Source organism: Nesterenkonia sp. HG001 (genome assembly GCF_034438835.1).
Taxonomy (GTDB): Bacteria; Actinomycetota; Actinomycetes; order Actinomycetales; family Micrococcaceae; genus Nesterenkonia; species Nesterenkonia xinjiangensis.
Map to the genome: position 1 here is coordinate 144,453 of NZ_JAOSZD010000002.1, position 24,935 is coordinate 169,387.

Here is a 24,935-nt window from a genome sequence, read left to right on the forward strand (position 1 = left end):
GACGCAGGGTCGACGATGACGCTGTCTGCGGTCCGAGAGGAGAACCTCCGATGCTCGCGAAGCTGCCGGAAGCTGAGACCCCGCCTGTCGGGACGCGACGCCATGTCCCTCGGCGTGAGGTCTCCGTGGGTCGGCGTCTGTTCCGGTGGAACATGGCGCTGCTCATCGGTGCGGTGACGGTGGTCAGCCTGCTCTGGGGCGTGGTCCAGTACATCGAGGCCCGCCAGCAGTACGAGGAGCGGGTGCTGACGATGGCGGAGTCGGTGGCGGTGATGCCCACGGTCAGAGAGGCCCTGCAGACCGAGGAGCCCGCTGAGGTCCTGGCGCCGTGGGCGGAGCGGCTGCGCGCGGCGACCGGCTTCGAATACATCATGATCGCCGACCGCCACGGAATCCGGCAGTCCCACCCGGATCCGGAGGCCATCGGTCAGCGGCCCAGCCTGGACCCGGCGCCGGTGCTGGCCGGGGAGACCTGGACCGGGGTCGAGCACGGCCATGCCGGGCTCACCCTTCGTGCCCGTGTGCCGATCCTCGACGAGGCCGAGGACGTCATCGGCTATGTCTCGGTGGGGACCCTTGCCTCCGAGGTCCGGCTGGCCTCGATGCAGACCATCCCGCTGATCCTGTCCGTGGCGCTGGTCGCCGTCGGGGCCGGCGCCGTCGGGGCCCGCCTGCTCGCTCGTCGGCTCCGTGCCGACACCCATGGGCTGGAGCCGCGGGAGATCACCGCGCTGCTCGACGGGCGCGAGGCGCTGCTGCACGCCATCGGCGAAGGAGTCATCGGTCTAGACCGGGAGCGCCGTGTGGTGCTGGCCAACACTCCGGCCCGGCAGCTGCTCCGCCTGCCTGCCGCGCATCTGGGTCGGACCCCGGCGCAGCTCGGGCTCAGCGCCGAGGCCGAGGCGGTGCTCAGCGGGCCAGAGGCCGGAGAGGATCTGCTCCTGGGCGTGCATGGGCGGATCCTGGTGTGCAACCGGCGTCCGGTGCGGGTCCGGGAGGCCGACGGCGGCGTCGTCGTCACCCTGCGCGATCGGACGGAGCTCACCCGGCTCAGCGACCAGCTCGACGGCGCCCGCACAGTCACTCAGGGCCTGCGCGCCCAGCGTCATGAGTTCGCCAACCGGATCCACACGGTCTCCGGGATGCTGGAGCTGGGAGCGGTGGATGAGGCCCGGGACTACCTCTCCGAGCTGTCCCTGGCCACCTCCGGCGCCGACGCCGAGATCGCCGCCCGGATCGGAGACATGACGCTGGCGGCCCTGGTGCTGGCCAAATCGGTCCAGGCCGCCGAGCGGGGTGTCCGGTTCAGCCTTTCCGAGCTCTCGCATCTGCCCGAGGGCCAGCCGGAGGAGCTGCGCGACGATGTGCTCCTGGTGGTGGGCAACCTGGTGGACAACGCCATGGACGCCGCAGGGCCCCAAGGCTGGGTGGAGCTGCTGGTCCGCCGGCATGGGGACGTCACGGACGAGAGCGCAGGGAAGCCGGACGAGGCACGCGAGACGGGGGAGACGGCGGGCGGCGTCGTCGAGGTCCGAGTGATCGACTCCGGGCCAGGGGTGGACCCAGAGATCGCCGAGGACATCTTCCGGGTCGGGCGCAGCACCAAGGGCGAGGGCGGCCGCCACGGGATGGGCCTGGCCCTGGTGCATCAGGCCTGCCTGCGCCGCGGAGGATCCGTCACCGTGGAGGACGGGGACGAGACCACGTTCTGCGCCTATCTGCCGGTGCGTCCGCAGCTCGTCGGCACGGCGGCGTCGGATCGTCCCCGGCCCCAGAGGGGGGGAACGACTGTGACGTGCTCGGTGCTGATCGTCGACGACGACGTCCGCGTGGCGCACAACCACCGGGAGCTGGTGGAGTCGCTTCCCGGGTTCACCGTGGTGGGCGTGGTCCATACCGGTGCCGAGGCGCTCCAGGCGGTGCGGCATCATCGACCGGACCTCCTGCTGCTGGACCTCTTCCTGCCGGACAGGACCGGGCTCCAGGTTCTGGAGGAGCTGCGCGCCCCGGTGTGGAGGCGGGAGGTCGGTGTGGTCGACGCCGTCATCATCACCGCTCTGCGCGACATGGAGCATGTGCGCACCGCCATGGCCCTGGGCGCGCTGCATTACCTGATCAAACCGTTCCCGCTGCGTCGGCTGCGGGATCAGCTCGAACGCTATGCGGCCGCCCGCAAGCGGATGCAGACGATGTCCACCGTCACCCAGAACGACGTCGACGCGCTGTTCGCCACGATGCGCCCACGGGCCTCCCGCTCGATGCCCAAGGGGCTGACCTCGGCCACCGCCGAACGGGTCGCCGAGGCGCTGCGCGCGGTGGAGGAGGACACCTCCGCCACCGAGCTCTCCGAGGCCACCGGCATCGCCCGGGTCACCGCCCGCCGCTACCTGGAGCACCTCTGCTCGGAGGGGCGGGCGGAGCTGACCCTGCGCTACGGGCAGGCCGGCCGGCCGGAGCACCGCTACCGCTGGGTGCCCTGAGCCCCTCAGACCGAGCGTCCTCCGTTGATCGACATCCGGGTCCGGGCCGCAGAGTCCAGCACGATCTGCCGCAGATCGCCGTCGTGGGCCTCAGCCACCTGGCGCTGCCGCAGGTAGCCCGGGCCCTCGCGCATCATGTCCTCCACCAGGCTCAGCTCCGCTGCGCAGCCCAGCCGCTTCGCCACCGGCTCCAGACGTTCCAGCTCGCGGGTCAGGTGGTCGGTGACGAGCTCCTCGTCGCCTTCCGCGTTGAGGATGATGATCGCGTCCAGGCCGTATCGGGCGGCGCGCCACTTGTTCTCCTGGGTGTACCAAGGAGGCATGGTGGGGATCTTCTCCCCGTCCTCGATCCGTTCCACCAGGGAGTGCACCAGGCACTGGGTGAGGGCGGCGATCCCGGCGATCTCCTCCAGCGTGGCCAAGCCGTCACAGATCCGCATCTCCACGGTCCCGAAGCGCGGCACTGCGCGCACGTCCCAGCGGACCTCGCTGACGTCGTCGATCACTCCGGTGTGCGCGAGGTCCGCCACGCACTGCTCGAAGCCGGACCACTCCTCGAACTGAAAGGGCAGCCCCGCAGTGGGCAGCTGTTGGAACATCAGCGCCCGCTGGGAGGCGTACCCGGTGTCCTCCCCGGACCAGTACGGCGACGACGCCGAGAGCGCCTGGAAGTGGGGGTAGAAGTTCAGCAGGCCGTCGACCACCGGCATGGCCTGGCGACGGTCGTCCAGGCCGACGTGCACGTGCACCCCGTAGATCACCATCTGGCGTCCCCACCACTGGGTGCGGCGGATCAGCTCCGCATAGCGTTCCTTATCGGTGACCGGCTGTTCGGTAGGCGGGGCGAAGGGGTGGGAGCCCTGGGAGTAGAGGTCGACGTCGAGGGGGTCGCAGTAGCGCATCACGTGCTGGGCGGTCTGCCGTAGGGATCCCACGCCCTGGGCGACGTCGTCGCAGACCTCGGTGATGAGCTCCACGGTGTTGGTCAGCAGCTCCTGCTTCACGAAGGGGTGCTGACCGTCGGGCTCCAGCCCCATGTCAGGGTCCGCGGCCGCGTCCTCCTGGCAGGCGTTGAGCAGCCGTTCCGCCACGGAGCGCAGATCGCCGGTCTGGCGGTCCACCAGGGCGAGCTCCCATTCGAGGCCGAGGGACGAGCGCGCCGAGGGGGCGAAAGGCAGATCCATACGGGGCTCCTCGGATCTCGGGTCGACGGATGCGGAGCTTCAGGATACCCGTGAGGCCCCGGTCTGACGGCACCCTCCGAGGCTGGATACCCTGGGACCATGGCCACACCCTCCTCCACGGTCCTCTCCGCCCGACGGCGCCGGACCCTTCCCCGGCACCAGATCGTCTCCCTGCGCGGCGTCCTGCCGCTGCTGCTCGTCCCGGCGGTGCTGCTGAGCGCCTGCGGACCGGCAGGGACCGACGACGGCGGCACCGACGGCGACGGGCCCGGCGCCGGGGACACCGAGGGTGGCGCGGAGACCGGTGGGGAGCAGGACGAGCAGGACCGGCTCGCCCGCGAGCGCCAGGAAGCCCACGAGGCTCGACAGGCGGCGCTGGCCGGGCCGGGGGAGCGGCACCGCGAGGCCGCTTCTCTGGCTGCGGCCGAGCTCAGCACCGAGGAGCAGGCCGGGCAGGTGCTGGTGGGCGAGTACGGGAGCACCGATGCCTCCTCGATGGCCTCCGCGATCGAGGAGCTTCATCTGGCCGGGGCCATCGTCATGGGTGACAATGTGCCCCGCAGCGGTTCCGAGGCTGATCTCGAGGCGCTCTCCGGGCAGCTGGAGAGCCTGCAGGACGCGGCGTCGGCGCGCGAGTGGCCCGCCGTCGTCGCGGTGGACCAGGAGGGCGGGCTGGTGACCCGCGTGGGGGACCCGCTCACCGAATGGCCCTCGCCGATGGCCTACGGGGCCGCGCACCTGGGAGCCCTCGCCGAGGAGGGTGACGGGGAGACCGGCGAGGAGGACGCCCTGGCCGGCTATGACGAGCTCGCCGCCCTGGGGCACGAGGCCATGGGAGCCGATCTCGCGCAGCTGGGATTCACGGTGGACTTCGCGCCGAACGCGGACGTCACCATCGGCGACCAGGATGCCGCCATCGGCTCACGCTCCTTCGGCGACGGCCCCGAACAGGTGTCCGATCTGGCCCTGGCCGGGCTGCGCGGACTCGCGGCGGGCGGCGTCGCCGGTTCCGCCAAGCATTTCCCCGGTCACGGCGGGGTCACCGAGGATTCGCATCACACCCTGCCTGAGCAGCCGGCGGACCGGGAGGAGCTGACCGCCCGGGACTGGGCGCCCTTCCAACACGTCATCGACGCCGGTGCTCCGATGATCATGATGGGCCACCTGGACGTGCCCGCTCTGGAGCCGGGGGTGCCGTCCTCGCTGTCGGCGGCCTCGTACTCGGAGCTTCGGGAGATGGGGCACGAGGGCGTGATCGTCACCGATGCGCTGAACATGGCCGCCGTAGTGCAGCATGCCGGGCCCGCCGAGGCCCCGGTGCAGGCGCTGGAGGCCGGGGCGGATCTGCTGCTCATGCCCTCGGACGTGCGCACCGCCCATCAGGCGATCGTCGACGGCGTCGAATCCGGCCGGGTGGACCAGGACCGGCTCACCGAGGCCGCTGAGCGAGTCATCGCCCTGATGCTCTGGCAGCAGGACCTGGCGGCAGGAGAACTCGACGCCGGCCCCGGTGTGGTGCTGCCGGAGGCGCTGGAAGAGGCGGACCCCGGTGGTGAGGCCACCTACGCGGAGCTGCCCGAACCGTCGGCCGACGGCGCCCTCCAGAGCGGGGAGGTCGCCCGTGCGGTGGCCGAGCGCTCCATCACCCTGGTCTCCGGCCGATGCGAAGCCGGCGCCCTGGAGGACCCCATCTCGATCGACGGCGGCCAGGAGGCTGACCGTACCCGGCTCGCCACGGCGTTGGAAGACTCCGGGCACACCCTCGGTGACGGTGGGACGACCATCCGGCTGATCGCCCCCGGAGCGTGGGGCAGCGACGGCGACGTCGTGGTGACCCTGGATCGGCCCGAGCCGCTGGCGCTGGCCCCGGCGGAGACCCAGGTGGCCCTCTACGGGCGCACGCCGGAGAGCTTCGAGGCCCTGGTGGACGTGCTCGACGGTGCCCCCGCGCCGGGCGCCCTGCCCGTGCAGGTCGGAGAGCTGGAGGCGGGCCACTCGGCTTGTTGACCACCTGCGCTCCGGCGCCGCTGGGAAGGGGTCAGAGCGGCTCGACGACGGCGACGATCCGCTGATCGCCCAGCCGAGTGATCACCAGGGTCCGGTGCTGCGGTCCGTCGGTCGTCGGGGAGTCGGCCTTCATCGAGCCGGCTTTCCTCCCCTTCTTCCCGGGGAGGATCTGCCGACGCAGGGTCTCCGGGACGACGTCGACCCCGCGCTTCTTGATCTCCACCGAGGTCACCCCCTGCTCCTGGACCCAGCTGCGCAGCCGCTTCACGCTGTAGGGGAAGGTCTCCAGCACGCGGTGGCAGCGCACCGCGGCCGTAGCCGGCGGGGCAGAGTCGGCGGGCAGCACGAAGTAGGCGATGTGCTCATCGAGCATCCGCCCGCCCAGCCGCTCGGCCAGGTCGGCGACCAGCCCCGCGCGGATCACCGCGCCGTCTGGCTCGCAGAGCAGGCCGGCGAGGCCCTCGGGGCCGAGCGTCCCGTCGGGGGAGCGATGCTGCTCGAAGTCGGCTCCGGAGGTCAGCTCCTCCACGGAGCTGGGACTCATCACCGTGGCGGCTCGGCGGACCCCGGGGCGGGCCAGGGCGTTGAACCACAGCACGACCTCCACCACCTGGCCGTCCACGCTGATCCATTCCGCCTCGCAATCGGCGGGGATGAGGTCATGCGGTATGCCCGGACCGAGCTTCACGCCCAGGGGGAGGCCGGTGGCCGCCAGGGCGGTGACGAAGCTCAGCGGCGGGGAGAAGGACTCGGGGTCCCAGATGCGTCGGGCGCCGCCGTCGGCCCCGTGACCTCGGGCGGCGTCCCGCCGCGCCGGATCGAGCCACAGGCCCCAGCCCTGCGGCTCGCCCAGCTCTGCGACGAACGCCTCGGCCGTGGTGTGCCGCACCTGCGCCTCAGGGAAGGGGGTGAGGTTCATGGTCGCGGCCGCAGCGGTGTCCTCATCGGCGTCGACGGCGATGACCTGCAGGCCCAGCGAGGCCAGTGCCAGGGAGTCTCCGCCCAGCCCGCAGCCGAGATCGGCCACATGGGTCAGACCGGCGTCGCGGAACCGACGGGCGTGGGCGGCCGCCACGGGGAGCCTGGTGGCCTGCTGCAGTCCGTCCGGAGTGAACAGCATCCTGGCGGCGAAGTCACCGAACTTCTGCGCGGCGTCACGGCGCAGCCGGGACTGGGTCAGGGCGGCGGCCACGAGCTCGGGCGGATGGCCCGCTCGGCGCAGCTCCTGGTTGAGCCGGGCGGCATCGTCGGGATCGTAGGGCGGCAGCGAGTTCACCAGCTCCCATCCCTGGGGAGTGAGCAGCGGTGCGAGCGCGGAGGTCTCAGGCATCCCCGCCAGCCTAGCGCCAGGCGGGCCGGCGCCGGACTGTGTCATCCCCTCGTCACAGAGTTGCAGCGTATTAGCCAGCTCGATAGGTTCTTATTTGCTTAGGCGAGGCTAAGTTCATTCGCTCCGGGGTATGTCATCTCCGGCGGTGCTCGGGCTCCCGTCTTTCAGCTCGTCGCACTCCGAGCTCATCGCACACTCACCCACCGGACGCCCCCGCACCGGGTGCCGGCCCATGACCTTGAGGAAGGTTCCATGACCGCTGCTGAGAACACCAGCCCTGAGACGCTCCCGGCCCCGGCTGGCGGAGATGTCATCGACGCCACCGACACCACTGTGCCGCGCCGCCGCCGTCGTCGCGCGCAGGCGCCCCGTCGGAACCGTGCCGCCGTCGGCCTCTCTGCGCTCGCCGTGGCCACCCTGGCCCTGACCGCCTGCTCCGACGCCGACGCCGGTTCCACCGAGGGGGACGGTGCAGAGGACGAGGTCGCCTCCGAGTCGAGCGTCATCACCATCGAGGACGACCACGGGACCCATGAGATCGACGTCGAGACCATCGACTCCGTCGGCGCTTTCGACAACCACACCTTCCGCACCCTGGAGCACTTCGGCGTGGAGCTCACGGTGGCCGCTCGCTCCCTGATGGGCACCGGCATCACGGACTACGCCGAGGACGAGGGCATCCTGGACACCGGCAATCACCGTGAGCCCAACTTGGAGCTCATCGTCGCGGCGGAGCCGGACCTGGTCATCAACGGTCAGCGGTACTCCCAGTACTACGATGACATCGCAGCCCTGCTGCCCGAGGACGGCGTGATCCTCGAGTTCGACGAGGCCACCACCGACGCGTCCACCTACTTCGAGGGGCTCACCGAGCAGACCGAGAAGCTCGGACAGGTCTTCCAGTCCGAGGACGCCGCGGCCGGGCTGGTCGAGGAGCTCGACGCCGCCATCGAGCGAGTCGAGACCGCCTACGACGGCGAGTCGACCGTGATGGGACTGCTCACCTCCGGCGGAGACATCAACTACGCGGGGCCGAACGAGGGCCGCGGAGTGGCGCCGATCTTCCAGCGGTTCGACCTCGTCCCCGCCCTGGAGGTCGACGACCAGTCCAGCGACCACGAGGGCGACGACATCTCCGTGGAGGCCATCGCCCAGTCGAACCCGGACTGGATCATCGTCCTCGACCGTGACGGCATGGCCCCTGAAGACCCCGAGTACACCCCCGCCCAGGAGCTCATCGCTGACTCCCCGGCGCTGCAGGAGGTCACCGCGGTCCAGGAGGATCAGATCGTCTACATGCCGCAGAACATGTACCTCACCGAGGACATCCAGGCCTACACCGAGTTCCTCGAGGACTTCGCCGACGCCCTGGAGAGCGCCGAGTGACCCTCCCTCCGGAGGGAACCGGCCGCTGAGCCGGCCGAGCCCCGCAGGCCCACAGGCCGGCGGGGCTCGGCCGCGCCACCGCCCCCGGTCCGTGCATCGGCCCCTGCACCCCCATCGATCTGGAAGCCACCATGACCACCACGCTGCGGCAGGACATCGCCCACACCAGCCGTGACATCCTCGTCGACGCCGAGCGCTCCCGTCGTCGCCCGCTCTGGACCCCGGCGTTTTCGCTCGCCGTCGTCGTCACGCTCGGGCTGCTCGTCCTGTCCCTGCTGGTCGGACAGTTCGACGTGTTCGCCGACGGAAACTTCTGGATGTTCGGCATCACCCGCATCCCGCGCACCGTCGCGCTCGTGCTCGCAGGGGCCTCGATGGCCATGTGCGGAGTGATCATGCAGCTGCTCACCCAGAACCGCTTCGTGGAGCCCACCACCACCGGCACCACCGAATGGGCCGGTCTCGGCCTCATCCTGGTCATGTGGCTGGCGCCCACCGCCTCGCTGTTCGTACGGATGAGCGCCGCCGTGGGCATGGCCTTCCTCGGCACCATGGTGTTCTTCCTGTTCCTGCGCCGGGTCTCGCTGAAGTCCAGCCTGATCGTGCCGATCATCGGCATCATGCTCGGGGCGGTGGTCAGCTCCTTCTCCACGTATCTGGCGCTGATGACCGACAGCCTCCAGACCCTGGCCATCTGGTTCCAGGGCTCCTTCACCGGGGTGATCCAGGGTCGCTACGAGCTGATGTGGATCGTGCTGGGCGTGACCGTGCTCGTCTTCCTCGTCGCCGACCAGTTCACCGCAGCCGGCCTCGGGAAGGACATGGCCACCAACGTCGGGCTCAACTATGCCCTGGTGCTCTTCATGGGCACCGCGATGGTCGCGGTCGCCACCGGGGTGACCGCCACTGTGGTGGGCACGCTGCCGTTCCTGGGGCTGGTGGTGCCCAACATCGTGGCGCTGTTCCGCGGTGACGACCTGCGCAGCAACCTGCCCTGGGTCTGCCTGGTCGGGATCTCCACCGTCACGGTCTGCGACCTGGTCGGCCGGCTGATCATCGCCCCCTTCGAGATCCCCGTGTCCATGGTGCTGGGCCTGGTCGGCGGCGTGGTGTTCATCGGGCTGCTGCTGCGTCAGCGCCGCAAGGGAGGACTGGTCACCTGATGTTCAAACCTGCTGAGCCCTCGGCGCAGACGCGCCGCTCCGGGGCCATCATCGACCGGCGGCACCGGCGCATCTATGTGCTGGTCATGATCCTGCTGGGCCTGATCTCCCTCGGCTCCACCGCGGGGATCCTCTTCTACAACAACCCGGTCCCCTTCGGCAGCGACGGCTGGTGGCTCATCGCCGGCATGCGGCGGGACTCCCTGCTGACCATCGCCGTCGTCGCCCTGTGCCACGCGATGTCCACCATCGCCTTCCAGACCGCGGTCAACAACCGCATCATCACCCCGGGCATCATGGGTTTCGGGTCCCTCTACACCGCCATCCAGACCGGATTCGTCTACCTCTTCGGCATCGCCGGAGTGACCATGCTGGTGGGCGTCCCGCAGTTCTTCCTCCAGATGGCGGTCATGATGCTGCTGGCTACTGTGCTGTACACCTGGCTGCTGTCCGGCAGGTTCTCCAACATCCACATCATGCTGCTGGTCGGTGTGGTGCTCGGCGGCACGCTGGGCTCGCTGTCCGCCTTCATGCAACGCATGCTCACCCCCTCCGAGTTCGACGTGCTCACCGCCCGGCTCTTCGGCAACATCTCCAACGCCCGGGCCGAGTACCTGCCCTATGCCATCCCGATCGCGCTGGCCGTCGCCGTCGTGCTCTGGCTCTGGGCACCGAAGCTCAACGTCATCGCCCTGGGGCGGGACAACGCCACCAACCTCGGGCTGGACCACAAGCGGGAGGTCATCAAGATCCTGCTGCTGGTCTCGATCCTGGTCTCCATGGCCACCGCGCTGGTGGGACCCATGATGTTCCTGGGCTTCCTCACCGCGGCGCTGGCCTATCAGTTCGGCGACACCTACTCCCACCGGCTGCTGTTCCCCATGGGATTCCTCTTCGGCTACGCCGTCCTCTCAGCCAGCTACTTCGTGCTGCGCCACGTCTGGGACGCCGGGGGAGCGGTGACCGTCATCGTGGAGCTCGTCGGCGGGCTCGTGTTCCTGTTCTTCCTCCTGCGAAAGGGCCGCCTGTGATCACCCTGACCGACGTCAGCAAGGACTACTCCTCGACCGTGTCGATCGGACCGGTCAGCGTCGACATCGACTCCGGCGGCGTCACCGCACTGGTGGGCCCGAACGGGGCGGGGAAGTCCACGATCCTCACCATGATCGGCCGCCTGCTGAGCCTGGATGCGGGCAGCATCGAAGTGGCCGGGCACGACGTCGTGAACACGCCCTCCAAGGCCATCGCGAAGATCATCTCGATCCTGCGCCAGGAGAATCACTTCGTCACCCGGCTCACCGTGCGTCAGCTGGTCAGCTTCGGGCGCTTCCCCTATTCGAAGGGGCGGCTCACCCTGGGGGACGAGAAGTACATCTCCGAGGCGATCGACTTCCTGGACCTGACCGACCTGGAGGACCGCTACCTGGACCAGCTCTCCGGCGGGCAGCGGCAGCGTGCCTATGTGGCGATGGTGCTGGCGCAGAACACTGAGTACGTGCTGCTGGACGAACCGCTGAACAACCTGGACATGCAGCACGCGGTGGCGATGATGAAGCAGCTCCGGCGTGCCGCCGACGAGCTGGGCCGCACCGTGGTGATCGTGCTGCATGACATCAATTTCGCCGCGCACTATTCGGACCGGATCCTGGCCATGAAGAACGGTCAGGTCGTGGAGCACGGCGCCCCAGCCGAGATCATGCGCGACGAGGTCCTCAGCCGGGTCTTCAACACCGACGTGCAGGTGATCGAGGGGCCGAACGGACCGCTGGCGGTGTACTACTGAGAGGGGAAGCCCGGTCTGCCCCACCGAACAGCCGCCAATGACCACCCCAGCACGCCGTCCACCAGGGAGGGCACTGGCCAGCCTGACCAGCATCAGTCGGAAGATCCCCCAGTGCCTGAGGCATAGTCCGTGAACACTCGGTGACAGCCCGCTTCCTCGAGTGCTCGGATCTGCGCCGCTGGATCCCGATCAGCCGGTGAGACGAGGGCGTGTCGCGGGTGGCCACCAGACGCGGCCGCGAACGGCCGTCATCGACCGACATCGTGAAGTCGACAGCATGGGCGGCCCCACGGAGTGTGGAGCGAAGGGGACACTGCCTCGACGCGAGACAGTCTGTTAGCGTCTCGGCATGGGACATGTTGATATCCCATCCGGCGGTCCCTTCACGGACTCCGTCGATGCCTTCCACATCGCCCGTCTCCGCCGCGAGACATCTCAAGCGATCGAGGGCTGGGTGTCGGACCTGCGGAACGGCCGAGCACAGGGCTTCTGCCTCCCGACAGGGGACCCAGAACAATCGATCCCCCACGAGGCCTGAGAAGGCCTCCGGTGAGGCGAGTGCCATGAGATGCCGACCGCTATCGGCCGCTCATGACTGGGGCGTGCCGGTGCATTCACAGGAGGCGAGGATGTCTGAACGACACGTTGGTCAGGGCGAACATCTCGAGAGTCTGGTCGAGGACTACATCGCGCTGTGCAATCGAGCGATGAACGAGAACTGGCACTCGTTCTCGTATCGGCAGGCGAAACGGTTGAACCGGCTCCTATGGGGCGGGTCCAACTTCCGCACGGTCGTCTATGGTGACGACCCATCCGAGGTCGTCGAGGCGTTCACCATCCACTTCGATCCGGACGAGCAAGCCTTGAGTCTCCTTCCTCCTGGCGATCACGACATCGCCTTCGCTTGGAAGGTCTCGGTCGCCTATCTGCGCGATGTCGTCCAGGAACGGCCCGAGTGGTACGTGGCTCATCCGATGATGCTGGACTGGATCTGGATGAAGGACTACGCAAGCGATGAGATCGGCCGCATCGACGGACGATCCTTCGTGGCGGGAGCGGCTCTCGGAGCTGCCGCTGCTTTCGCATCCGTGGCCGTCTCTCGCGCGAGAGGACGTGGCGCGTGATCTGATTCAGGGCCCGCGCGTGATGCGCATCTCGCGCACCTGGCCCTCGATGTCGGTTGTGCCGGGTCGTTTCTGATCAGGCCGCACCGACTTCATAGACGTGGGGCGGTCGTCTCACCGGTCCTTGGTGAAGGCGACTGACTGGGTGCCGTCGCGGAGAACGACTCTCCTGGCTCCGAAAAAACCTGCCGTCACATCTACAGTCACAGGTTGAGCGTGGTTCGCCCGGAGCCGTGTGGTTCCCCAGAAGAGGTTGCGTTCGTCGGCGACATCGTTGTCTATGATGAGCCGTACTCGGTACCAGAACAGTGCTCCCTGGTCGACCTCCACCACTAAGTTCAGGCCGTGAGGGTTCAGTGTGAACTGCTTCATTCAGGCTCCTCCTGCCGTCGGATTTGGTGAACCTCGGACTCGCCGATCACAACGTCTCCGCTCCTACTGTATAGAGCTGCTGACTGCCATTCTGGGCGCCGCTAGTGGTAGAAGGGCATCTCTTGATTCGCCTCGACCTGAACAGCGTCGAGACGTGGTTCGGTCAGTAGCGAGTCGATGGCCCTCTGTCCGCCCGCGATACCGGCCCAATGGGGATCGACGTCCTGGGTGATGCACGAGGTGCGATTCGTCGGCCAGATGAACGCAGGCGGCGGCATGGCGCGATCCGTCTGTGCCTGCCAAGAGTCTCCGATCCTCCCGGAGACCGGCGACGGCGGGGGTGTGCCGGCCTTCATTCAGCGGAGCGGAGTCAGCCCCATCCCCACGTCTTCCGGCCCCACAGGTCGACATCGCCTCTGCCTCGACGCGAGGAGGCAGTCGGCAGATAGAGAAGCCTCATAGAGACACTCCCTCGGGCGGGCGCACCGAAGTCATGACCATCGGCAGGGGCGCCCGAGCAGAGGCGCGTCCTAGGGTGAAGGAGTGAACAGCTACGCCCGTGACGGGGCTCCCCGGACTTCGACGATCGACGACCCACCCTCTGTGGAGGGATCAGCGGCCGGCCCCAGCGCGTTGTCCCTGCGCCCGCCGGAGAATCAGGTGGAGAAGCGCGCCATCGGGTGGTGGATGCTGCAGTCTCTGGTGCTGGCCGTGCCGATCCTCGCCGCCGCCATCGTGGCCTACGTGTGGTGGGATGCCGCCCGTCCCTGGCTGATCCTGGTGGTCCTGGCCGCAGCTCTCCTGCTCATCGTCGGAGTGGCAGTGGAGCCATTCTGGCGGTACCGGGTCCACCGTTGGGAGACCACCCAGGATGCGGTCTATGCTCGAAGCGGCTGGTTGGTGAGGGAATGGCGAGCCGCGCCGCTGGCCCGCGTGCAGACCGTGGACGCCCTGCGCGGACCGCTCGAGCAGCTGTTGGGACTGTCCACGCTGCGAGTCACCACAGCCTCGTCCTACGGGGCCATAGACATCGGCGGCCTTGATCAGAGGACAGCGGCCCGTCTGGCGGAAGAGCTGACCGAGGCCACTCAGCAGATCCCCGGGGACGGCACATGAGCCTGTCGCCGCCTCACCCAGCCGAAGTCCAGGCCTCCCGCGATGCTCCAGCGACGACCTGGCATCGGCTCAGTGTCCGCATCATCTGGGTCGACCTGGTCATCAGCATCGTGTCGATCGTGCCGCCGATGGTGGCGATCTGGGGCTTCGGGATCGATGCCTCCGCCGGGCAGATCTGGCCGCTGATAGCTCTGGCGGCGTTCGGGGTCCTGGGTGCCGTCTCCGATGGGCTGCGGTGGGTCTTCACACGCTTTCGGGTGACGCCGACCTACGTCGAGCTCAAGACCGGAGTCTTCCTGCGGCGGCATCGCTCGATCCAACGAGACCGCATCCGCAGCGTGGATGTCGAAGCGAAGCTGCGTCACCGGCTGGCGAGGATGCGGGTGGTCAACATCGGGGCCGGCCAGCAAGCCTCAGCGGGGGAGTCCGCGCTGTCTTTGGACGCCCTCAGCGCTGAGGATGCGCGAAGGCTTCAGCACAGTCTGCTGAGCGAGGGTGAAAGACCCACAGAAGTCCTTGAAACGTCAGTGGACTCGGAACTCTCCTCACAGCACCGCCGGACGACGCCGCGGGACGGGGTCGGTCATGAGAGCCCGGGAGCTGCTCCCGAAGCAGATGAGCCGCTGAGAATCTTCGCTCGGTTCGAACCGAGCTGGTGCATCTACAACATGTTCACCATCTGGGCCTACGTCCTGGCTCTGGGGCTGGGCTGGGGTGCCCTCTGGCTGCTGAGCACTGTCGGTGTGGACCTCTACGGCTTCGTCGTCGGGCTGCTCGACTGGGAGTCGATCGGCTGGGTCGGCACAGCACTCATCGCCGTGGTCGTCGTCGGAGCGCTCGGGGCCGTTGGTCTCGGCATCAACTACTTCGCCGAGAACTGGAACTTCGAACTGGCTCGGATCCGCAGCAGAGACGGCACCATGCTGCGGACCCGAAAAGGCCTGTTCACCACTCGGGAGGTCAACCGTGATGAGAATCGGATTCGCGGCGCCCAGATCTCGGAACCGGTGCTGTGGCGCTGGATGGGCGTGAGCGACACCAGTGTGCTCACCACCGGGCTCGATGTGTGGTCGATGTCAGAACCCGCGGCGATTCTGCCCCGCGGTCCGATCTCCCGCACCAGAGAAGTCGCTGGACAGGTGCTCGGCGACCCGGAGAACCCCTTCCACGCGCACCTGAGGCCCCATCCCTGGAGAGCGCTGCGACGTCGACTGTGGTGGGCTGGCGGGCTCACCGTCGGCCTCGGTGCGCTGCTGATCTGGCTCGCGGTCAGCGACGTGCTCCCCTACGAGGTGATCTGGGCGACGGCGGCCTTCGGTCCGGCGAGCCTGCTGGCGGCGGTCATCGCCTACCGAGCACTGGGGCACACGATCACAGACCGCTATGTCATCACTCGCTCAGGACTGCTGAGCCGAGCGACCACCGTCCTCCAGCGCTCATCGGTGAGCACCATAGTGATCCGGGAATCACTGCTTCAGCGGCGGCTGAATCTGCGCACGGTCTCCACGATGACCGCGGCGGGACAGGGCGGCTACGACACCCCGGACATCGAACGGCGGCAGAGCCTGGAGTTCGCAGTGCAGGCGGCCCCGGGGCTCCTCGACCCCTTTCTCGTGCCAGACCGCTAGCCTGCTGGTCAGGCCTTGGGGAGGGGCGGGTAGTCCTGAGGCGTGATGAGATCGGCGATGGCGGCGCCGGCGGCGGTCTCACTACGGGCTCAGCCACTCCAGCGGGACCATGATCATCTCGGGGAAGAGCCCCATGAGGAGCACCAGCGAGGTCTGCGCCAGCAGATAGGGCAGCACCGGTCTGATCACCTGGTCGATCTTCACCTTCCCCACCGCGCAGGCCACATTGAGTGAGGGTCCCACCGGCGGGGTGATGAGCCCGATGACGTTGGCGAGGGTGAAGATGATGCCGAAGTAGACCAGATCGACGTCGGCGGCCTCCAGCAGCGGCACCACGATCGGGGTGACGATGAGGATCGTCGGAATGACGTCCAGCACGGTGCCGATGAGGATGACGAACAGCATCAGGCTGATGACCAGCAGCGTCGGGTTGTCGGCCAGCCCGCTGAAGGTGTCTGTGATGATGTCGGGCAGGCCGGAGATCGTCATGTAGTAGGCGAGCACCTGCGCGGCGGCGGCGAGAAACATCACGACCGCGGACATCTTGGCTGTGGAGCGCAGGGCTTCGAACAGGGTCCTGATGGAGAGCTCGCGGTAGATCACTCCACCCACGATCGTCGCGTAGACGACGGCGACCACGCCGGCCTCGGTGGCGGTGAACACGCCTCCGCGGAGCCCCACGAGGATGATCACCGGGAGCAGGAGCGCCCAGAACGCCCCCAAGGCGAGTTTGGACAGTTCGGTGAAGGTGGGCGGCTCCGTCGGCGCCTCCTGCACGTTCTCCTTCGTGCGGGAGATGACGAACCACACTGCGCACATGGTCAGCGTCAGGTACAGCGCGGGGGCGAGACCGCCGAGGAACAGCGATTGGATCGACACCCCCGCAGTGGCGCCATAGACGATGAGCGGGACCGAGGGCGGCATGACGGGGGTGACGAGGTTCGCACTCGCCGTCAGGGCTGTCGACCTCGCCCGGTCGTATCCAGCCTTGGCCATCATGGGGATGAGGATGGCACCGAGCGCCGCGGTGCTGGCGACGGCTGAACCCACCAGGCTTCCGAACAGGAGACAGGCGATGATCGTGACGTAGCCGAGCCCGCCGCGGACCCGGCCCACCGTGGCCTTGCAGAGGTCGATGATGCGGTGGGTGAGTCCGCCGCGATTCATGAGCTCGCCGGTCAGGATGAAGAACGGCAGAGCCATCATGGCGATGGAGTCGGTGCCTCGCATGAGCTGGGCCGCCATGACTTGCGAGTCTGCGGCGCTGCCCAGCTGCATGCCGGTGACCATCGCGCAGAAGAGCAGGGCGAAGGCGATGGGGACTCCGATGGCGATGGCACCGAAGAGGTACCCGAACATCTGTGCCAGAGCAGGCATGGAACTCCTTGTCCTAGTTCGCCGCCTGCCGGAGCAGGTCGGTGTCGTCATCGGGGATGGCCAGAAGCTCAGCGACGGTCAGCTTGAAGGCGAACAGTCTGAGGATGTTCATCAGCGCCATCAGGGAGATGGCAAGACCTGTGATGAGCCCGATGGCGTAGATCAGCGGCCGGGGATACTGGGTCGCGACCCAGCGATCGCCCATGCTCTGCACCACCAGGTCCCAGCTGCCGCTGACCAGGAGCACCATGACCCAGATGATGATCAGCTGCACGATGGTGTACAGGGTCTTCTGTGCGGGGAGGGGCACGCGTTCCAACAGGGTGTGCATGCCCAGATGCCGGTTCTCTCTGAACGCCCCCACGGCGCCGAGATAGACCAGATAGATGAAGCACAGCCGGGCGATCTCTTCTGACCAGACCAGTCCGGAATCGAAGAGATACCGCAGTGCCATGTTCAGGAAGACGAAGAGGACCATAGAGATCAGGAAGATCACCATCATGATCTCGATCGCGCGGAAGAGGGTGCTCATCGCGCGTTCTGTGGCGGCTCTGAAGGTCATGGGCTCACTCCACCGCCTCGATCTCGTGGACCAGGTCCTCGGCCCACTCGTGCTCGTCGTAGAGGTCCTCGTAGAGAGGTGCGAGTCTGTCGATCATCTGCTCCCGTTCCTCCTCGGTGGGTTGGGTGACGGTGACGCCGTTCTCCTCCAGGAACTCGACCTCGTCCTCGATGCCGTCGAGATAGTTCTGCCACGCGGCCGCGGCCGTGTCGGCGGCGCCCTCCCTCACGATCTCCCGGTGATCGGGCGAGAGCTCCTCCAGGAAATGGTCGTTCGTGACGAAGGGCAGCACCGCGGTGATGTGGTTCGTCTCGTAGACGTAGTCCTGGACCTCGTAGAGTGCCTCGCCGATGAGAGTGACCATTCCGTTGTCCTGCCCGTCGACCACACCGGTCTCCAAGGCCGTAAAGAGGTCCCCCAACGGGATGACCTGAGGGTTGGCCCCGAAGAGCTCAGCGATCTCGAGGTGGATCGGGTTCCCGGGCATGCGGATCCGTTGACCGGCGAAGTCCTCGACGGACTCCAGCGGCCGGTTCGAGGAGAACGTCCTGGCGCTGTTCGGCCCCCAGGCCAGGACCTGAGTGGAGGAGAACTGGTCGTGAAAGTCCTCCGCGAGGTCTGTCGCCACGTCCGACGTCGTCCAGACGGTCTGGGCGTGCTCGAGATCCCGGTAGAGGAAGGGCCAGTCGGAGATCAGCATGGTGGGATACTCCTGGTTCATCCCGGAGCCGATGATGGCCGCGTCGATGGAGCCGTTCCGGACGCTGTCCCACAGCTCATCCTCGCTGCCCAGCGTTCCCCCGTGGAAGGTGTCGACCTGGAGTGCGCCTCCCGAGCGTTCCTCCACCTGGGCGGCGAACACCTCGTCCACCGCCTGGGACATCGGGTGGTCGATGTCCCACACATTGGCGAGGGTGATGGTGGTGGTCTCGTCGTCCCCTCCGCCGCAGGCTGCGAGGGGTACGACGATCGCCAGCACAGCCATCGCGGATGCTGACTTCTTCATGGTGGCTCCTCTATGTCTGACGGGCCGGGGCTGTCACTGGATCCGAAGCATGACTTTGCTGGAGGCCACTGCGGGATCCAGCGCGGTTTCGAAAGCCCGATGCGCCTCCGAGAGGTCGAATTCATGGGTCATGAGCGGGTCCACATCGAGGCCGTCACCCAACAGCTCGATCGCGTCTGGCATCTCGTCGCGGAAGCGGAAGGAACCGATCCAGGTGATCTCCCGGGAGATCAGATCGCCGAGCACTGCGGGGGCGGGGTTCTTGGGGAGGTTGCCCACCTGGACCAGGGTTCCTCCTCGTGAGGTGCCTGCGAGGGCGCCTTCGAGCGCCGCAGGTGCGCCGGAGGCCTCGAAGACGACCGGAGCCTCTGGCGCCGAGAGCCCCTGGGAGAGGTCGATGAGCTCGTCGGCACCCATCTGTGATGCCAGGGCGAGACTCGAGGAGGAGATGTCCGCGGCGACGACGCGCCCAGCTCCTTGTCTGGTCAACGCCGCGATGAGGAGCAGGCCGATCGGGCCACAGCCGTTGACGACCACGTCGGCCGATTCAAAGAGGGCTCCGGAGGCCTCGCGCGCCCGATTGATTGCGTGCAGGGCCACGGCCAGCGGCTCTGCCAGAGCGCCTCGCCGGGTGTCGACCGAGTGCGGGAGCGGCAGCGCCTGATCGGCGGGCACGCTCAGCAGCTGACGGAAGCCTCCGTCGGTGTGGGGATCATGGGCCGCCGAGCCCAGGTAGCGGAGTTCGGGGTGCAGGTTGCTGCGGTGCGCCCACACGTCATCGAGCTCGACCCCGTGCGGCAGGGACGCCGGCATCACGGCCACGCACTGGCCATCCAGCGAGGGCGGCACGTCCTGCCCTCGAGCCACCACGCGCCCGGCGACTTCATGGCCCAGCACCAGGGGGTGCCGCAGGACGGCTGTACCTGAGGCGCCCCGAGAGAAGTAGGACAGGTCAGATCCGCAGATCCCGCCCCACTCCACAGCGATCAGCACGTCTCCGGGGCCCGGAGTGGGAGAGGGACGCTCGTCGATGCGCAGGTCCTGGGTGCCGTGTACGACTGCTGCTTTCACGTGGCTCCTCTGTGCTTTGATGCGGGTGGGGTCGTCTCGTGCCGCTCTGCATGGCTGCGAGACTCATCTTCGAACTTGTATTCAAGCACTAGTATGGAAGAATGATGTGACGTGAGTCATCGGGATGTCAAGTCGGCTGGGAGGACATGGGCGAGTGCTGGTGAGTCGTAGACTGTGGCAATGGTGAAGCAGGGTATGAGTCGGTCTGAGCGACATCACGTGTACGACCAGATCCGCGGCAGGATCATCGATCTGGAGCTGCTTCCAGGGACGGCGATCTCCGAGAATGAGCTGGCCCGTGCGCTGGGGGTCTCCCGCACCCCGATCCGCGAGGCGCTCCTCCTGCTGACCAAGGAGAGCCTCGTCGAGGTCTTCCCGAAGGTCGGGACCTTCGTCTCTCGGGTCGATCCGCGCCGAGTGGCGGAGGCCCAGTTCCTGAGAGAGGCCGTGGAGTTGGCCTCCCTCCGGACTCTCGTCGAGCCTTTCGACGACAGCGTGCTGGAGCGCCTGCGGCAGAACCTTGCGGACCAGTCGGACGTCGGAGGAGATGTGCGGCGCTTCTTCGTGCTGGATGAGGAGTTTCACCGCGGACTCATGGCTCTGGCCGGCCATGAAGGCTCCTGGTCCACCGTGGCGAGCGCCAAGGGGCACCTGGATCGGGCCCGCATGCTGGGGATCCAGGAGATGCCACGGGTCGACTCCTTCGTCGAGGAGCACCGGTCGATATTCGATGCAGTGGTGGCCGGCCGGTTCGAGGAGGCGGGGCGACGACTGGCTGCTCATCTGCGCGTGGTGTTCGACGACATTGAGACGATCCGCGCGAAGTCTCCGGAGCTCTTCGTCGGGGACAGCACAGCCCGTCCGGTGCGGCGTCCCGCGTACGTCTGGGAGTCTCCCCAGGACTGATTCCTGCCTTCCTCCCCGGGAGGGATCGCCTTGACACGCCTGGTATACAAGTGCTGACATACAAGGCATCGGCGGCCTCTCGCCGACGATCCCCTGCCCCTATGAGGAGTTGAAGCATGAGAATCATCGACGCCAGGGTGGCGGTCAGTTCCCCCGGTCGGAACTACGTCACGCTGATCGTGGAGACCGAGGACGGGCTGACCGGCATCGGTGACGCCACGCTCAACGGCCGGGAGCTCGCGGTCGCCTCCTACCTGAGGGACCACGTGTGCCCGCTGCTGATCGGGCGGGACGCGCGCCGCATCGAGGACACCTGGCAGTACCTGTACCGAGGGGCCTATTGGCGGCGTGGCCCGGTGACGATGACCGCCGTCGCCGCCGTCGACGTGGCCCTGTGGGACATTAAGGGCAAGGCCGCCGACATGCCCGTCTACCAGCTGCTCGGGGGTGCGGCACGGGACGGCGTCATGCTCTACACCCACGCCAGCGGGGAGACTCTGGCCGACCTCCACGAAGACTTCCAAGCCCATCTGGACCAGGGCTTCAAAGCCATCCGCGTCCAGTCGGCGATCCCCGGGCTGGAGAAGACCTACGGCATCCCTGCTCCGGGCGGAGAGGTCTATGAGCCGGCGAGCGGAAGCCGCCCTCAGGAGGATCGTTGGGACACGGCTCCCTATCTGGACTTCGCGCCGCAGATGGTGGCCTCCATCCGTGAGGAGTTCGGCTACGGGACCCACCTGCTCCACGATGTCCACCACCGGCTGAGTCCCATCGAGGCGGCTCGTCTGGGCAAGGCGCTGGAGCCCCACCGGATGCTCTGGATCGAGGACCCTACACCGGCAGAGGACCAGAGCGCCTTCCGCACCATCCGGCAGCACACGACGACGCCGCTGGCCGTGGGAGAGGTCTTCAACTCCATCTGGGACTGCCAGCAGCTGATCACCGAGCGCCTCATCGACTACATCCGGGCCTCCGTCTCACACGCCGGAGGCATCACCCACCTGCGCAGGATCTTCGCCCTGGCCGACCTCTACGGGGTCAGATCCGGCTCCCACGGAGCCGGAGACCTCTCCCCGGCCTCGTTCGCAGCCGCATTGCACGTCGACATGAGCATCCCGAACTTCGGTGTCCAGGAATATATGGGGCATCGGCCCCCGGCGGATGAGGTCTTCTCGGTCTCCTACTCGATCTCCGAGGGGCACGCGCACCCCGGGGACGTGCCGGGCATCGGGGTCACCTTCGACGAGGAGGCCGCCGCGCGGCATCCCTACGACCCGAAGTATCTGCCGATCAATCGTCGACTGGACGGGACGGTGCACGACTGGTGAGCGACATGACAGCAGCTGCGCCCGGCGGCCGGAGGCATTATGACGTCGTCGTCCTCGGCGAGGTCCTGGTGGAGGTGGCCACGGAGGCTGCCTTCGACGACGGCGTGGAGGCCCGCCTGGGCGTCTCCGGCGACGCCCTGAACGTGGCGGCCGCTGCGGCGGCGGCCGGTGCTGAGGTCGGGCTCATCTCAGTCCTGAGTGAGGATGAGCTCGGGCAGGCCGTGCGGCGCAGGATCGAAGAGCTCGGCGTCTCCACAGACCTGCTGTGCCAGCGGCCGGGACAGCAGGGGGCATACTTCGTCCACAGCGATCCTGAAGGGAATCGAGAGTTCTCCTACGCCCGCTCGCACAGCGTCGGGTCGACGCTCTCGCCCGAAGACCTCGACCTGGAGGTCCTTCGGAACGCGGGGGCGGTGATCGCCAGCGGCATCACAGCAGCGATCTCCGACACGGCGGCGCAGGCCGTCGACGTCGCGGCTGCCGCCGCCCGGCGATTCGTCTACGACCCGAACCACCGTCCCCGGCTGAGCAGCTTGGAGGATGCGCGGCGACGGCTCCGGGAGCTCGCCCCGCTCAGCTGGCTGGTCACCCCCTCCTCTCCAGGTGAGACCTCGGATCTGCTCGACGCCGAGTCCCCCGACGACGCGGCACGCGCCCTGACCTCGATGGGTGCGAGCAACGTCGCGGTCACCTGTGGTGCCGACGGAATCCACCTGCTCCATGACGGAGAAACGCGGTGGATCTCCTCTGTTCCGGCTCCTCACGTCATCGATCAGACAGGAGCCGGTGATGCGTTCCTCGGGTCCACCACGGCACGTGCTGTGCTGGGGGACGCCCTCCCCGACGCGGTTCGCTGGGGTGCCGCCGTCGCGTCCCTGGTGGTGGGTGGCCGAGGCGGGACCGGATTCGTCCCCACGGCCGCTCAGACCCGGGAGCACCTCCGCACTGCGCCGATCACTGAGGAAGGAGCCCCATGATGCCGCGGCTCAGTCGTTCCGCCGCCCGGGAGGAAGGTCTCCTGCCCTTCACACCTGATGCCGCAGGCGTCCAGGAGCAGCAGAGCCTGCGGATCGTCCATCTCGGGTTCGGGGCGTTCGCCCGTGCCCACACTGCCCTGTACACCGAACTGGCCGAGCTGCGCTCGCAGGACCCGAGTCAGCAGTGGCGGATCGTCGGAGTCACCCAGCGGTCCAACACCGTCGCCGAGCAGCTGAACCCGCAGGACGGGCTCTACAGCGTGGTCGACGTCGGCCCCGGCGCCGCCGGAGTCCAGCTGGTGACCTGCGTCGACGAGGTGCTCTCCGGCCCGGACGAGTCCGATGCGGTGGTCGCTCTGATCGCCGATCCGCAGACGCGGATCGTGAGCCTGACGATCACGGAGAAGGGCTATCGCCTCGACGCCGCGGGGCACGGGATCGACCGCGCCGACCCGGAGATCCAGGCTGACCTGGCTGGTCGCGCCCCTGGGACCGCCGTCGGGCAGATCGTCCGGGGGCTGCAGCTGCGCCACCGGCGCGATGCCGGGCCACTGGCTGTGCTGTCCTGCGACAATCTCCCTGGGAATGGGGAGCTGACGCGTGAGGCCGTGCGTTCGTTCATCCGGGCCCTGCCCGAGGACGGGACTGAGGAGCTCTTGGCCTGGGTCCAGGATTCGGTGAGCTTCCCCAACACGATGGTGGACCGGATGGTGCCTCAGCCGACGGCCGAGACCGTGGAGCAGGCGGCTCGGGCCCTCGGCTTCACCGATGAAGGTGCCGTGCCCGGTGAGCATTTCACCCAATGGGTCATCGAGGACGACTTCCCCGGTGGGAGGCCGCAGTGGGAGCTCGCCGGAGCCACGTTCAGTGATCAGGTGAGGCAGTGGGAGGACATCAAGCTGCGGATGCTCAATGCCGGCCATACCCTGCTGGCCTCCCTGGGGCTGTGCGTCGGGGCGCCGACGATCAACGATGCCGTTCAGGAAGAGGCCTTCGCTCGTGCCTGCCGCGAGATGTATCGGCTGGAGGTCCTGCCCACACTGGAGCTCCCGCAGGGCGTCGACGGAGAGGCCTACGGCGAGGAGGTGCTCCGCCGGTTCGCGAACGAGTCGCTGGGCCACACGACGGCCAAGGTCGGCTCCGACGGTTCCTTGAAGATCGGCCCCCGCCTGGGCGAGACCATCACACGGTGCCTGGACAGCGGCCTGACACCGCAGTGGGCGTCGTTGGCAGTGGCTGCCTGGGTCCACCACGTCCTCCATGGCCGCGAAGAGGATGTCGCGGACCCGCTCGCCGATCAGATGCGTCGGCAGGGTCTGTCGGCAGAGGGCGCTGAGGGCTCCGTCTCGGAGGTCCTCCGGATCGCGGGTTTGTTCGAGGACCTGCAGGCGCGGGATGAGCTGCTGCGCGTCATCGTCGAATGGGCGAGGATCCTGCGCACGGGTGACGAGGCCCTGAGATCCGAGATCATACGCCGGTCAGAGGAGAGGAGCAGCGCTGATGGTTGAGAACACTCGAGAGGTCCTGGCGGCGTCGCCGGTGATCCCCGTGGTGACGATCGACGACGTCGAGGCGGCGGTGCCTGTGGCGCAGGCGCTGGTGGACGGAGGTGTGCCGATCATCGAGGTCACTCTGCGCACACCCCAGGGACTTGAGGCCCTGCGCCGCATCGCGGCGGAGGTGCCCACCATGCTGGTGGGGGCCGGCACGGTCCTGAATCCGCAGCAGGCGGAGGATGCGCTGGAGGCCGGGGCGGAGTTTCTGGTGACTCCCGGTCTCTCACAGAGTCTCCTGGCTTGGATCCCCAGTTCCGGTGTCCCGTGCCTGCCCGGCGTCTCCACCCTGGGTCAGGTGATGGACGCGCTGGACGCCGGGATCACCGAGCTCAAGTTCTTCCCGGCGGAGGCCGCCGGCGGTGTGCCCTATCTCAAAGCCGTGGCCGGGCCCGTGCCCGGGGTCACCTTCTGCCCCACCGGCGGGATCGGCCTGGGCAACGTGCGGGAGTATCTCCAGCTGAAGAACGTCGCCTGCGTCGGAGGCAGCTGGCTGACACCGCAGGCCGCGCTCGCCGCAGGGGACTGGGATGATATCAGGCGTCGAGCAGCCGAGGCCGCCAAGCTCGGCGGCTGAGATCC

The 24,935-nt window shown here is 67.9% G+C and carries 21 protein-coding genes; 14 read left to right on the top strand and 7 right to left on the bottom strand.

The window, feature by feature from the left end; genetic code table 11:
- Positions 1-50: 50 nt before the first annotated feature.
- A complete protein-coding gene (locus ODE13_RS03370; protein WP_322477971.1) occupies positions 51-2,480 on the top strand; it encodes a response regulator in 2,430 nt (809 codons plus the stop codon).
- 5 nt (positions 2,481-2,485) lie between these two features.
- Here ODE13_RS03370 and ODE13_RS03375 read toward each other — a convergent pair whose 3' ends face one another.
- On the bottom strand, positions 2,486-3,664 hold the full coding sequence (locus ODE13_RS03375; RefSeq protein WP_322477972.1) for a glutamate--cysteine ligase: 1,179 nt from the start codon (positions 3,662-3,664) through the stop codon (positions 2,486-2,488).
- Positions 3,665-3,763: 99 nt separating this feature from the next.
- Here ODE13_RS03375 and ODE13_RS03380 point away from each other — a divergent pair, with 99 nt between their 5' ends.
- Positions 3,764-5,671 (top strand): glycoside hydrolase family 3 N-terminal domain-containing protein, encoded by a 1,908-nt coding sequence (locus ODE13_RS03380; RefSeq protein ID WP_322477973.1) that lies wholly within the window; start codon positions 3,764-3,766, stop codon positions 5,669-5,671.
- A 31-nt stretch (positions 5,672-5,702) separates the two neighbouring features.
- Here the strand turns inward: ODE13_RS03380 and ODE13_RS03385 are convergent, their stop codons facing one another.
- A complete protein-coding gene (locus tag ODE13_RS03385) occupies positions 5,703-7,001 on the bottom strand; it encodes a THUMP-like domain-containing protein (RefSeq protein ID WP_322477974.1) in 1,299 nt (432 codons plus the stop codon).
- 252 nt (positions 7,002-7,253) lie between these two features.
- Here ODE13_RS03385 and ODE13_RS03390 point away from each other — a divergent pair, with 252 nt between their 5' ends.
- The 5 genes from ODE13_RS03390 to ODE13_RS03410 all read left to right on the top strand — a co-directional run bounded on the left by ODE13_RS03390 (position 7,254) and on the right by ODE13_RS03410 (position 12,457).
- Positions 7,254-8,387 carry a siderophore ABC transporter substrate-binding protein gene (locus tag ODE13_RS03390; protein WP_322477975.1) on the top strand — a complete coding sequence of 378 codons (1,134 nt, stop codon included), beginning with the start codon at positions 7,254-7,256 and terminating at the stop codon, positions 8,385-8,387.
- Between the two features lie 131 nt (positions 8,388-8,518).
- Positions 8,519-9,550, top strand: coding sequence for an ABC transporter permease (locus ODE13_RS03395; RefSeq protein WP_179540832.1), 1,032 nt, complete (start codon positions 8,519-8,521; stop codon positions 9,548-9,550).
- Positions 9,550-10,581, top strand: coding sequence for an iron chelate uptake ABC transporter family permease subunit (locus ODE13_RS03400; protein ID WP_322477976.1), 1,032 nt, complete (start codon positions 9,550-9,552; stop codon positions 10,579-10,581). Before ODE13_RS03395 ends, ODE13_RS03400 begins: the two co-directional genes overlap by 1 nt.
- Positions 10,578-11,333 carry an ABC transporter ATP-binding protein gene (locus tag ODE13_RS03405; protein ID WP_322477977.1) on the top strand — a complete coding sequence of 252 codons (756 nt, stop codon included), beginning with the start codon at positions 10,578-10,580 and terminating at the stop codon, positions 11,331-11,333. Before ODE13_RS03400 ends, ODE13_RS03405 begins: the two co-directional genes overlap by 4 nt.
- Before the next feature lie 629 nt (positions 11,334-11,962).
- A complete protein-coding gene (locus tag ODE13_RS03410) occupies positions 11,963-12,457 on the top strand; it encodes a hypothetical protein (protein WP_322477978.1) in 495 nt (164 codons plus the stop codon).
- Between the two features lie 114 nt (positions 12,458-12,571).
- Here the strand turns inward: ODE13_RS03410 and ODE13_RS03415 are convergent, their stop codons facing one another.
- Positions 12,572-12,829 (bottom strand): hypothetical protein, encoded by a 258-nt coding sequence (locus ODE13_RS03415; protein WP_322477979.1) that lies wholly within the window; start codon positions 12,827-12,829, stop codon positions 12,572-12,574.
- 543 nt (positions 12,830-13,372) lie between these two features.
- Here ODE13_RS03415 and ODE13_RS03420 point away from each other — a divergent pair.
- Together ODE13_RS03420 and ODE13_RS03425 are read left to right on the top strand one after the other, a co-directional pair.
- On the top strand, positions 13,373-13,945 hold the full coding sequence (locus tag ODE13_RS03420) for a PH domain-containing protein (protein WP_322477980.1): 573 nt from the start codon (positions 13,373-13,375) through the stop codon (positions 13,943-13,945).
- The gene (locus ODE13_RS03425) at positions 13,942-15,573 is read left to right on the top strand and encodes a PH domain-containing protein (protein ID WP_322477981.1); all 1,632 of its coding nucleotides are present in this window, start codon (positions 13,942-13,944) and stop codon (positions 15,571-15,573) included. The genes ODE13_RS03420 and ODE13_RS03425 overlap by 4 nt, the downstream gene beginning before the upstream one ends.
- Before the next feature lie 81 nt (positions 15,574-15,654).
- Here ODE13_RS03425 and ODE13_RS03430 read toward each other — a convergent pair whose 3' ends face one another.
- The 4 genes from ODE13_RS03430 to ODE13_RS03445 are packed head-to-tail and all read right to left on the bottom strand — an operon-like array spanning position 15,655 to position 19,589.
- The gene (locus ODE13_RS03430) at positions 15,655-16,950 is read right to left on the bottom strand and encodes a TRAP transporter large permease (protein ID WP_322477982.1); all 1,296 of its coding nucleotides are present in this window, start codon (positions 16,948-16,950) and stop codon (positions 15,655-15,657) included.
- Positions 16,951-16,963: 13 nt separating this feature from the next.
- Complete coding sequence (locus tag ODE13_RS03435) at positions 16,964-17,512, bottom strand: TRAP transporter small permease (RefSeq protein WP_179540825.1); 549 nt, start codon at positions 17,510-17,512, stop codon at positions 16,964-16,966.
- Positions 17,513-17,516: 4 nt separating this feature from the next.
- Positions 17,517-18,518 carry a TRAP transporter substrate-binding protein gene (locus ODE13_RS03440; protein WP_322477983.1) on the bottom strand — a complete coding sequence of 334 codons (1,002 nt, stop codon included), beginning with the start codon at positions 18,516-18,518 and terminating at the stop codon, positions 17,517-17,519.
- 33 nt (positions 18,519-18,551) lie between these two features.
- Positions 18,552-19,589 (bottom strand): L-idonate 5-dehydrogenase, encoded by a 1,038-nt coding sequence (locus ODE13_RS03445; RefSeq protein ID WP_322477984.1) that lies wholly within the window; start codon positions 19,587-19,589, stop codon positions 18,552-18,554.
- Between the two features lie 180 nt (positions 19,590-19,769).
- On the opposite strand from ODE13_RS03445, the gene ODE13_RS03450 reads away from it, so the two are divergent.
- The 5 genes from ODE13_RS03450 (at position 19,770) to eda (ending at position 24,930) form a co-directional block, all read left to right on the top strand.
- Positions 19,770-20,495 carry a GntR family transcriptional regulator gene (locus tag ODE13_RS03450; RefSeq protein ID WP_322477985.1) on the top strand — a complete coding sequence of 242 codons (726 nt, stop codon included), beginning with the start codon at positions 19,770-19,772 and terminating at the stop codon, positions 20,493-20,495.
- 116 nt (positions 20,496-20,611) lie between these two features.
- The gene (manD, locus tag ODE13_RS03455) at positions 20,612-21,823 is read left to right on the top strand and encodes a D-mannonate dehydratase ManD (RefSeq protein WP_322477986.1); all 1,212 of its coding nucleotides are present in this window, start codon (positions 20,612-20,614) and stop codon (positions 21,821-21,823) included.
- 5 nt (positions 21,824-21,828) lie between these two features.
- Positions 21,829-22,800, top strand: coding sequence for a sugar kinase (locus tag ODE13_RS03460; RefSeq protein ID WP_322477987.1), 972 nt, complete (start codon positions 21,829-21,831; stop codon positions 22,798-22,800).
- Positions 22,797-24,308: a mannitol dehydrogenase family protein gene (locus tag ODE13_RS03465; protein WP_322477988.1), complete on the top strand. Its 1,512-nt coding sequence runs from the start codon at positions 22,797-22,799 to the stop codon at positions 24,306-24,308. Before ODE13_RS03460 ends, ODE13_RS03465 begins: the two co-directional genes overlap by 4 nt.
- The gene (gene eda / locus ODE13_RS03470) at positions 24,301-24,930 is read left to right on the top strand and encodes a bifunctional 4-hydroxy-2-oxoglutarate aldolase/2-dehydro-3-deoxy-phosphogluconate aldolase (RefSeq protein ID WP_322477989.1); all 630 of its coding nucleotides are present in this window, start codon (positions 24,301-24,303) and stop codon (positions 24,928-24,930) included. The genes ODE13_RS03465 and eda overlap by 8 nt, the downstream gene beginning before the upstream one ends.
- Positions 24,931-24,935: the final 5 nt, after the last annotated feature.

Bases quoted from the DNA above. Each gene is read 5' to 3' on its own strand.
- ODE13_RS03370 (WP_322477971.1), top strand. From the start codon at position 51: ATGCTCGCGAAGCTGCCGGAAGCTGAGACCCCGCCTGTCGGGACGCGA.
- ODE13_RS03375 (WP_322477972.1), bottom strand. From the start codon at position 3,664: ATGGATCTGCCTTTCGCCCCCTCGGCGCGCTCGTCCCTCGGCCTCGAA.
- ODE13_RS03380 (WP_322477973.1), top strand. From the start codon at position 3,764: ATGGCCACACCCTCCTCCACGGTCCTCTCCGCCCGACGGCGCCGGACC.
- ODE13_RS03385 (WP_322477974.1), bottom strand. From the start codon at position 7,001: ATGCCTGAGACCTCCGCGCTCGCACCGCTGCTCACTCCCCAGGGATGG.
- ODE13_RS03390 (WP_322477975.1), top strand. From the start codon at position 7,254: ATGACCGCTGCTGAGAACACCAGCCCTGAGACGCTCCCGGCCCCGGCT.
- ODE13_RS03395 (WP_179540832.1), top strand. From the start codon at position 8,519: ATGACCACCACGCTGCGGCAGGACATCGCCCACACCAGCCGTGACATC.
- ODE13_RS03400 (WP_322477976.1), top strand. From the start codon at position 9,550: ATGTTCAAACCTGCTGAGCCCTCGGCGCAGACGCGCCGCTCCGGGGCC.
- ODE13_RS03410 (WP_322477978.1), top strand. From the start codon at position 11,963: ATGTCTGAACGACACGTTGGTCAGGGCGAACATCTCGAGAGTCTGGTC.
- ODE13_RS03415 (WP_322477979.1), bottom strand. From the start codon at position 12,829: ATGAAGCAGTTCACACTGAACCCTCACGGCCTGAACTTAGTGGTGGAG.
- ODE13_RS03425 (WP_322477981.1), top strand. From the start codon at position 13,942: ATGAGCCTGTCGCCGCCTCACCCAGCCGAAGTCCAGGCCTCCCGCGAT.
- ODE13_RS03430 (WP_322477982.1), bottom strand. From the start codon at position 16,950: ATGCCTGCTCTGGCACAGATGTTCGGGTACCTCTTCGGTGCCATCGCC.
- ODE13_RS03435 (WP_179540825.1), bottom strand. From the start codon at position 17,512: ATGACCTTCAGAGCCGCCACAGAACGCGCGATGAGCACCCTCTTCCGC.
- ODE13_RS03440 (WP_322477983.1), bottom strand. From the start codon at position 18,518: ATGAAGAAGTCAGCATCCGCGATGGCTGTGCTGGCGATCGTCGTACCC.
- ODE13_RS03450 (WP_322477985.1), top strand. From the start codon at position 19,770: ATGGTGAAGCAGGGTATGAGTCGGTCTGAGCGACATCACGTGTACGAC.
- manD (WP_322477986.1), top strand. From the start codon at position 20,612: ATGAGAATCATCGACGCCAGGGTGGCGGTCAGTTCCCCCGGTCGGAAC.
- ODE13_RS03460 (WP_322477987.1), top strand. From the start codon at position 21,829: ATGACAGCAGCTGCGCCCGGCGGCCGGAGGCATTATGACGTCGTCGTC.
- ODE13_RS03465 (WP_322477988.1), top strand. From the start codon at position 22,797: ATGATGCCGCGGCTCAGTCGTTCCGCCGCCCGGGAGGAAGGTCTCCTG.
- eda (WP_322477989.1), top strand. From the start codon at position 24,301: ATGGTTGAGAACACTCGAGAGGTCCTGGCGGCGTCGCCGGTGATCCCC.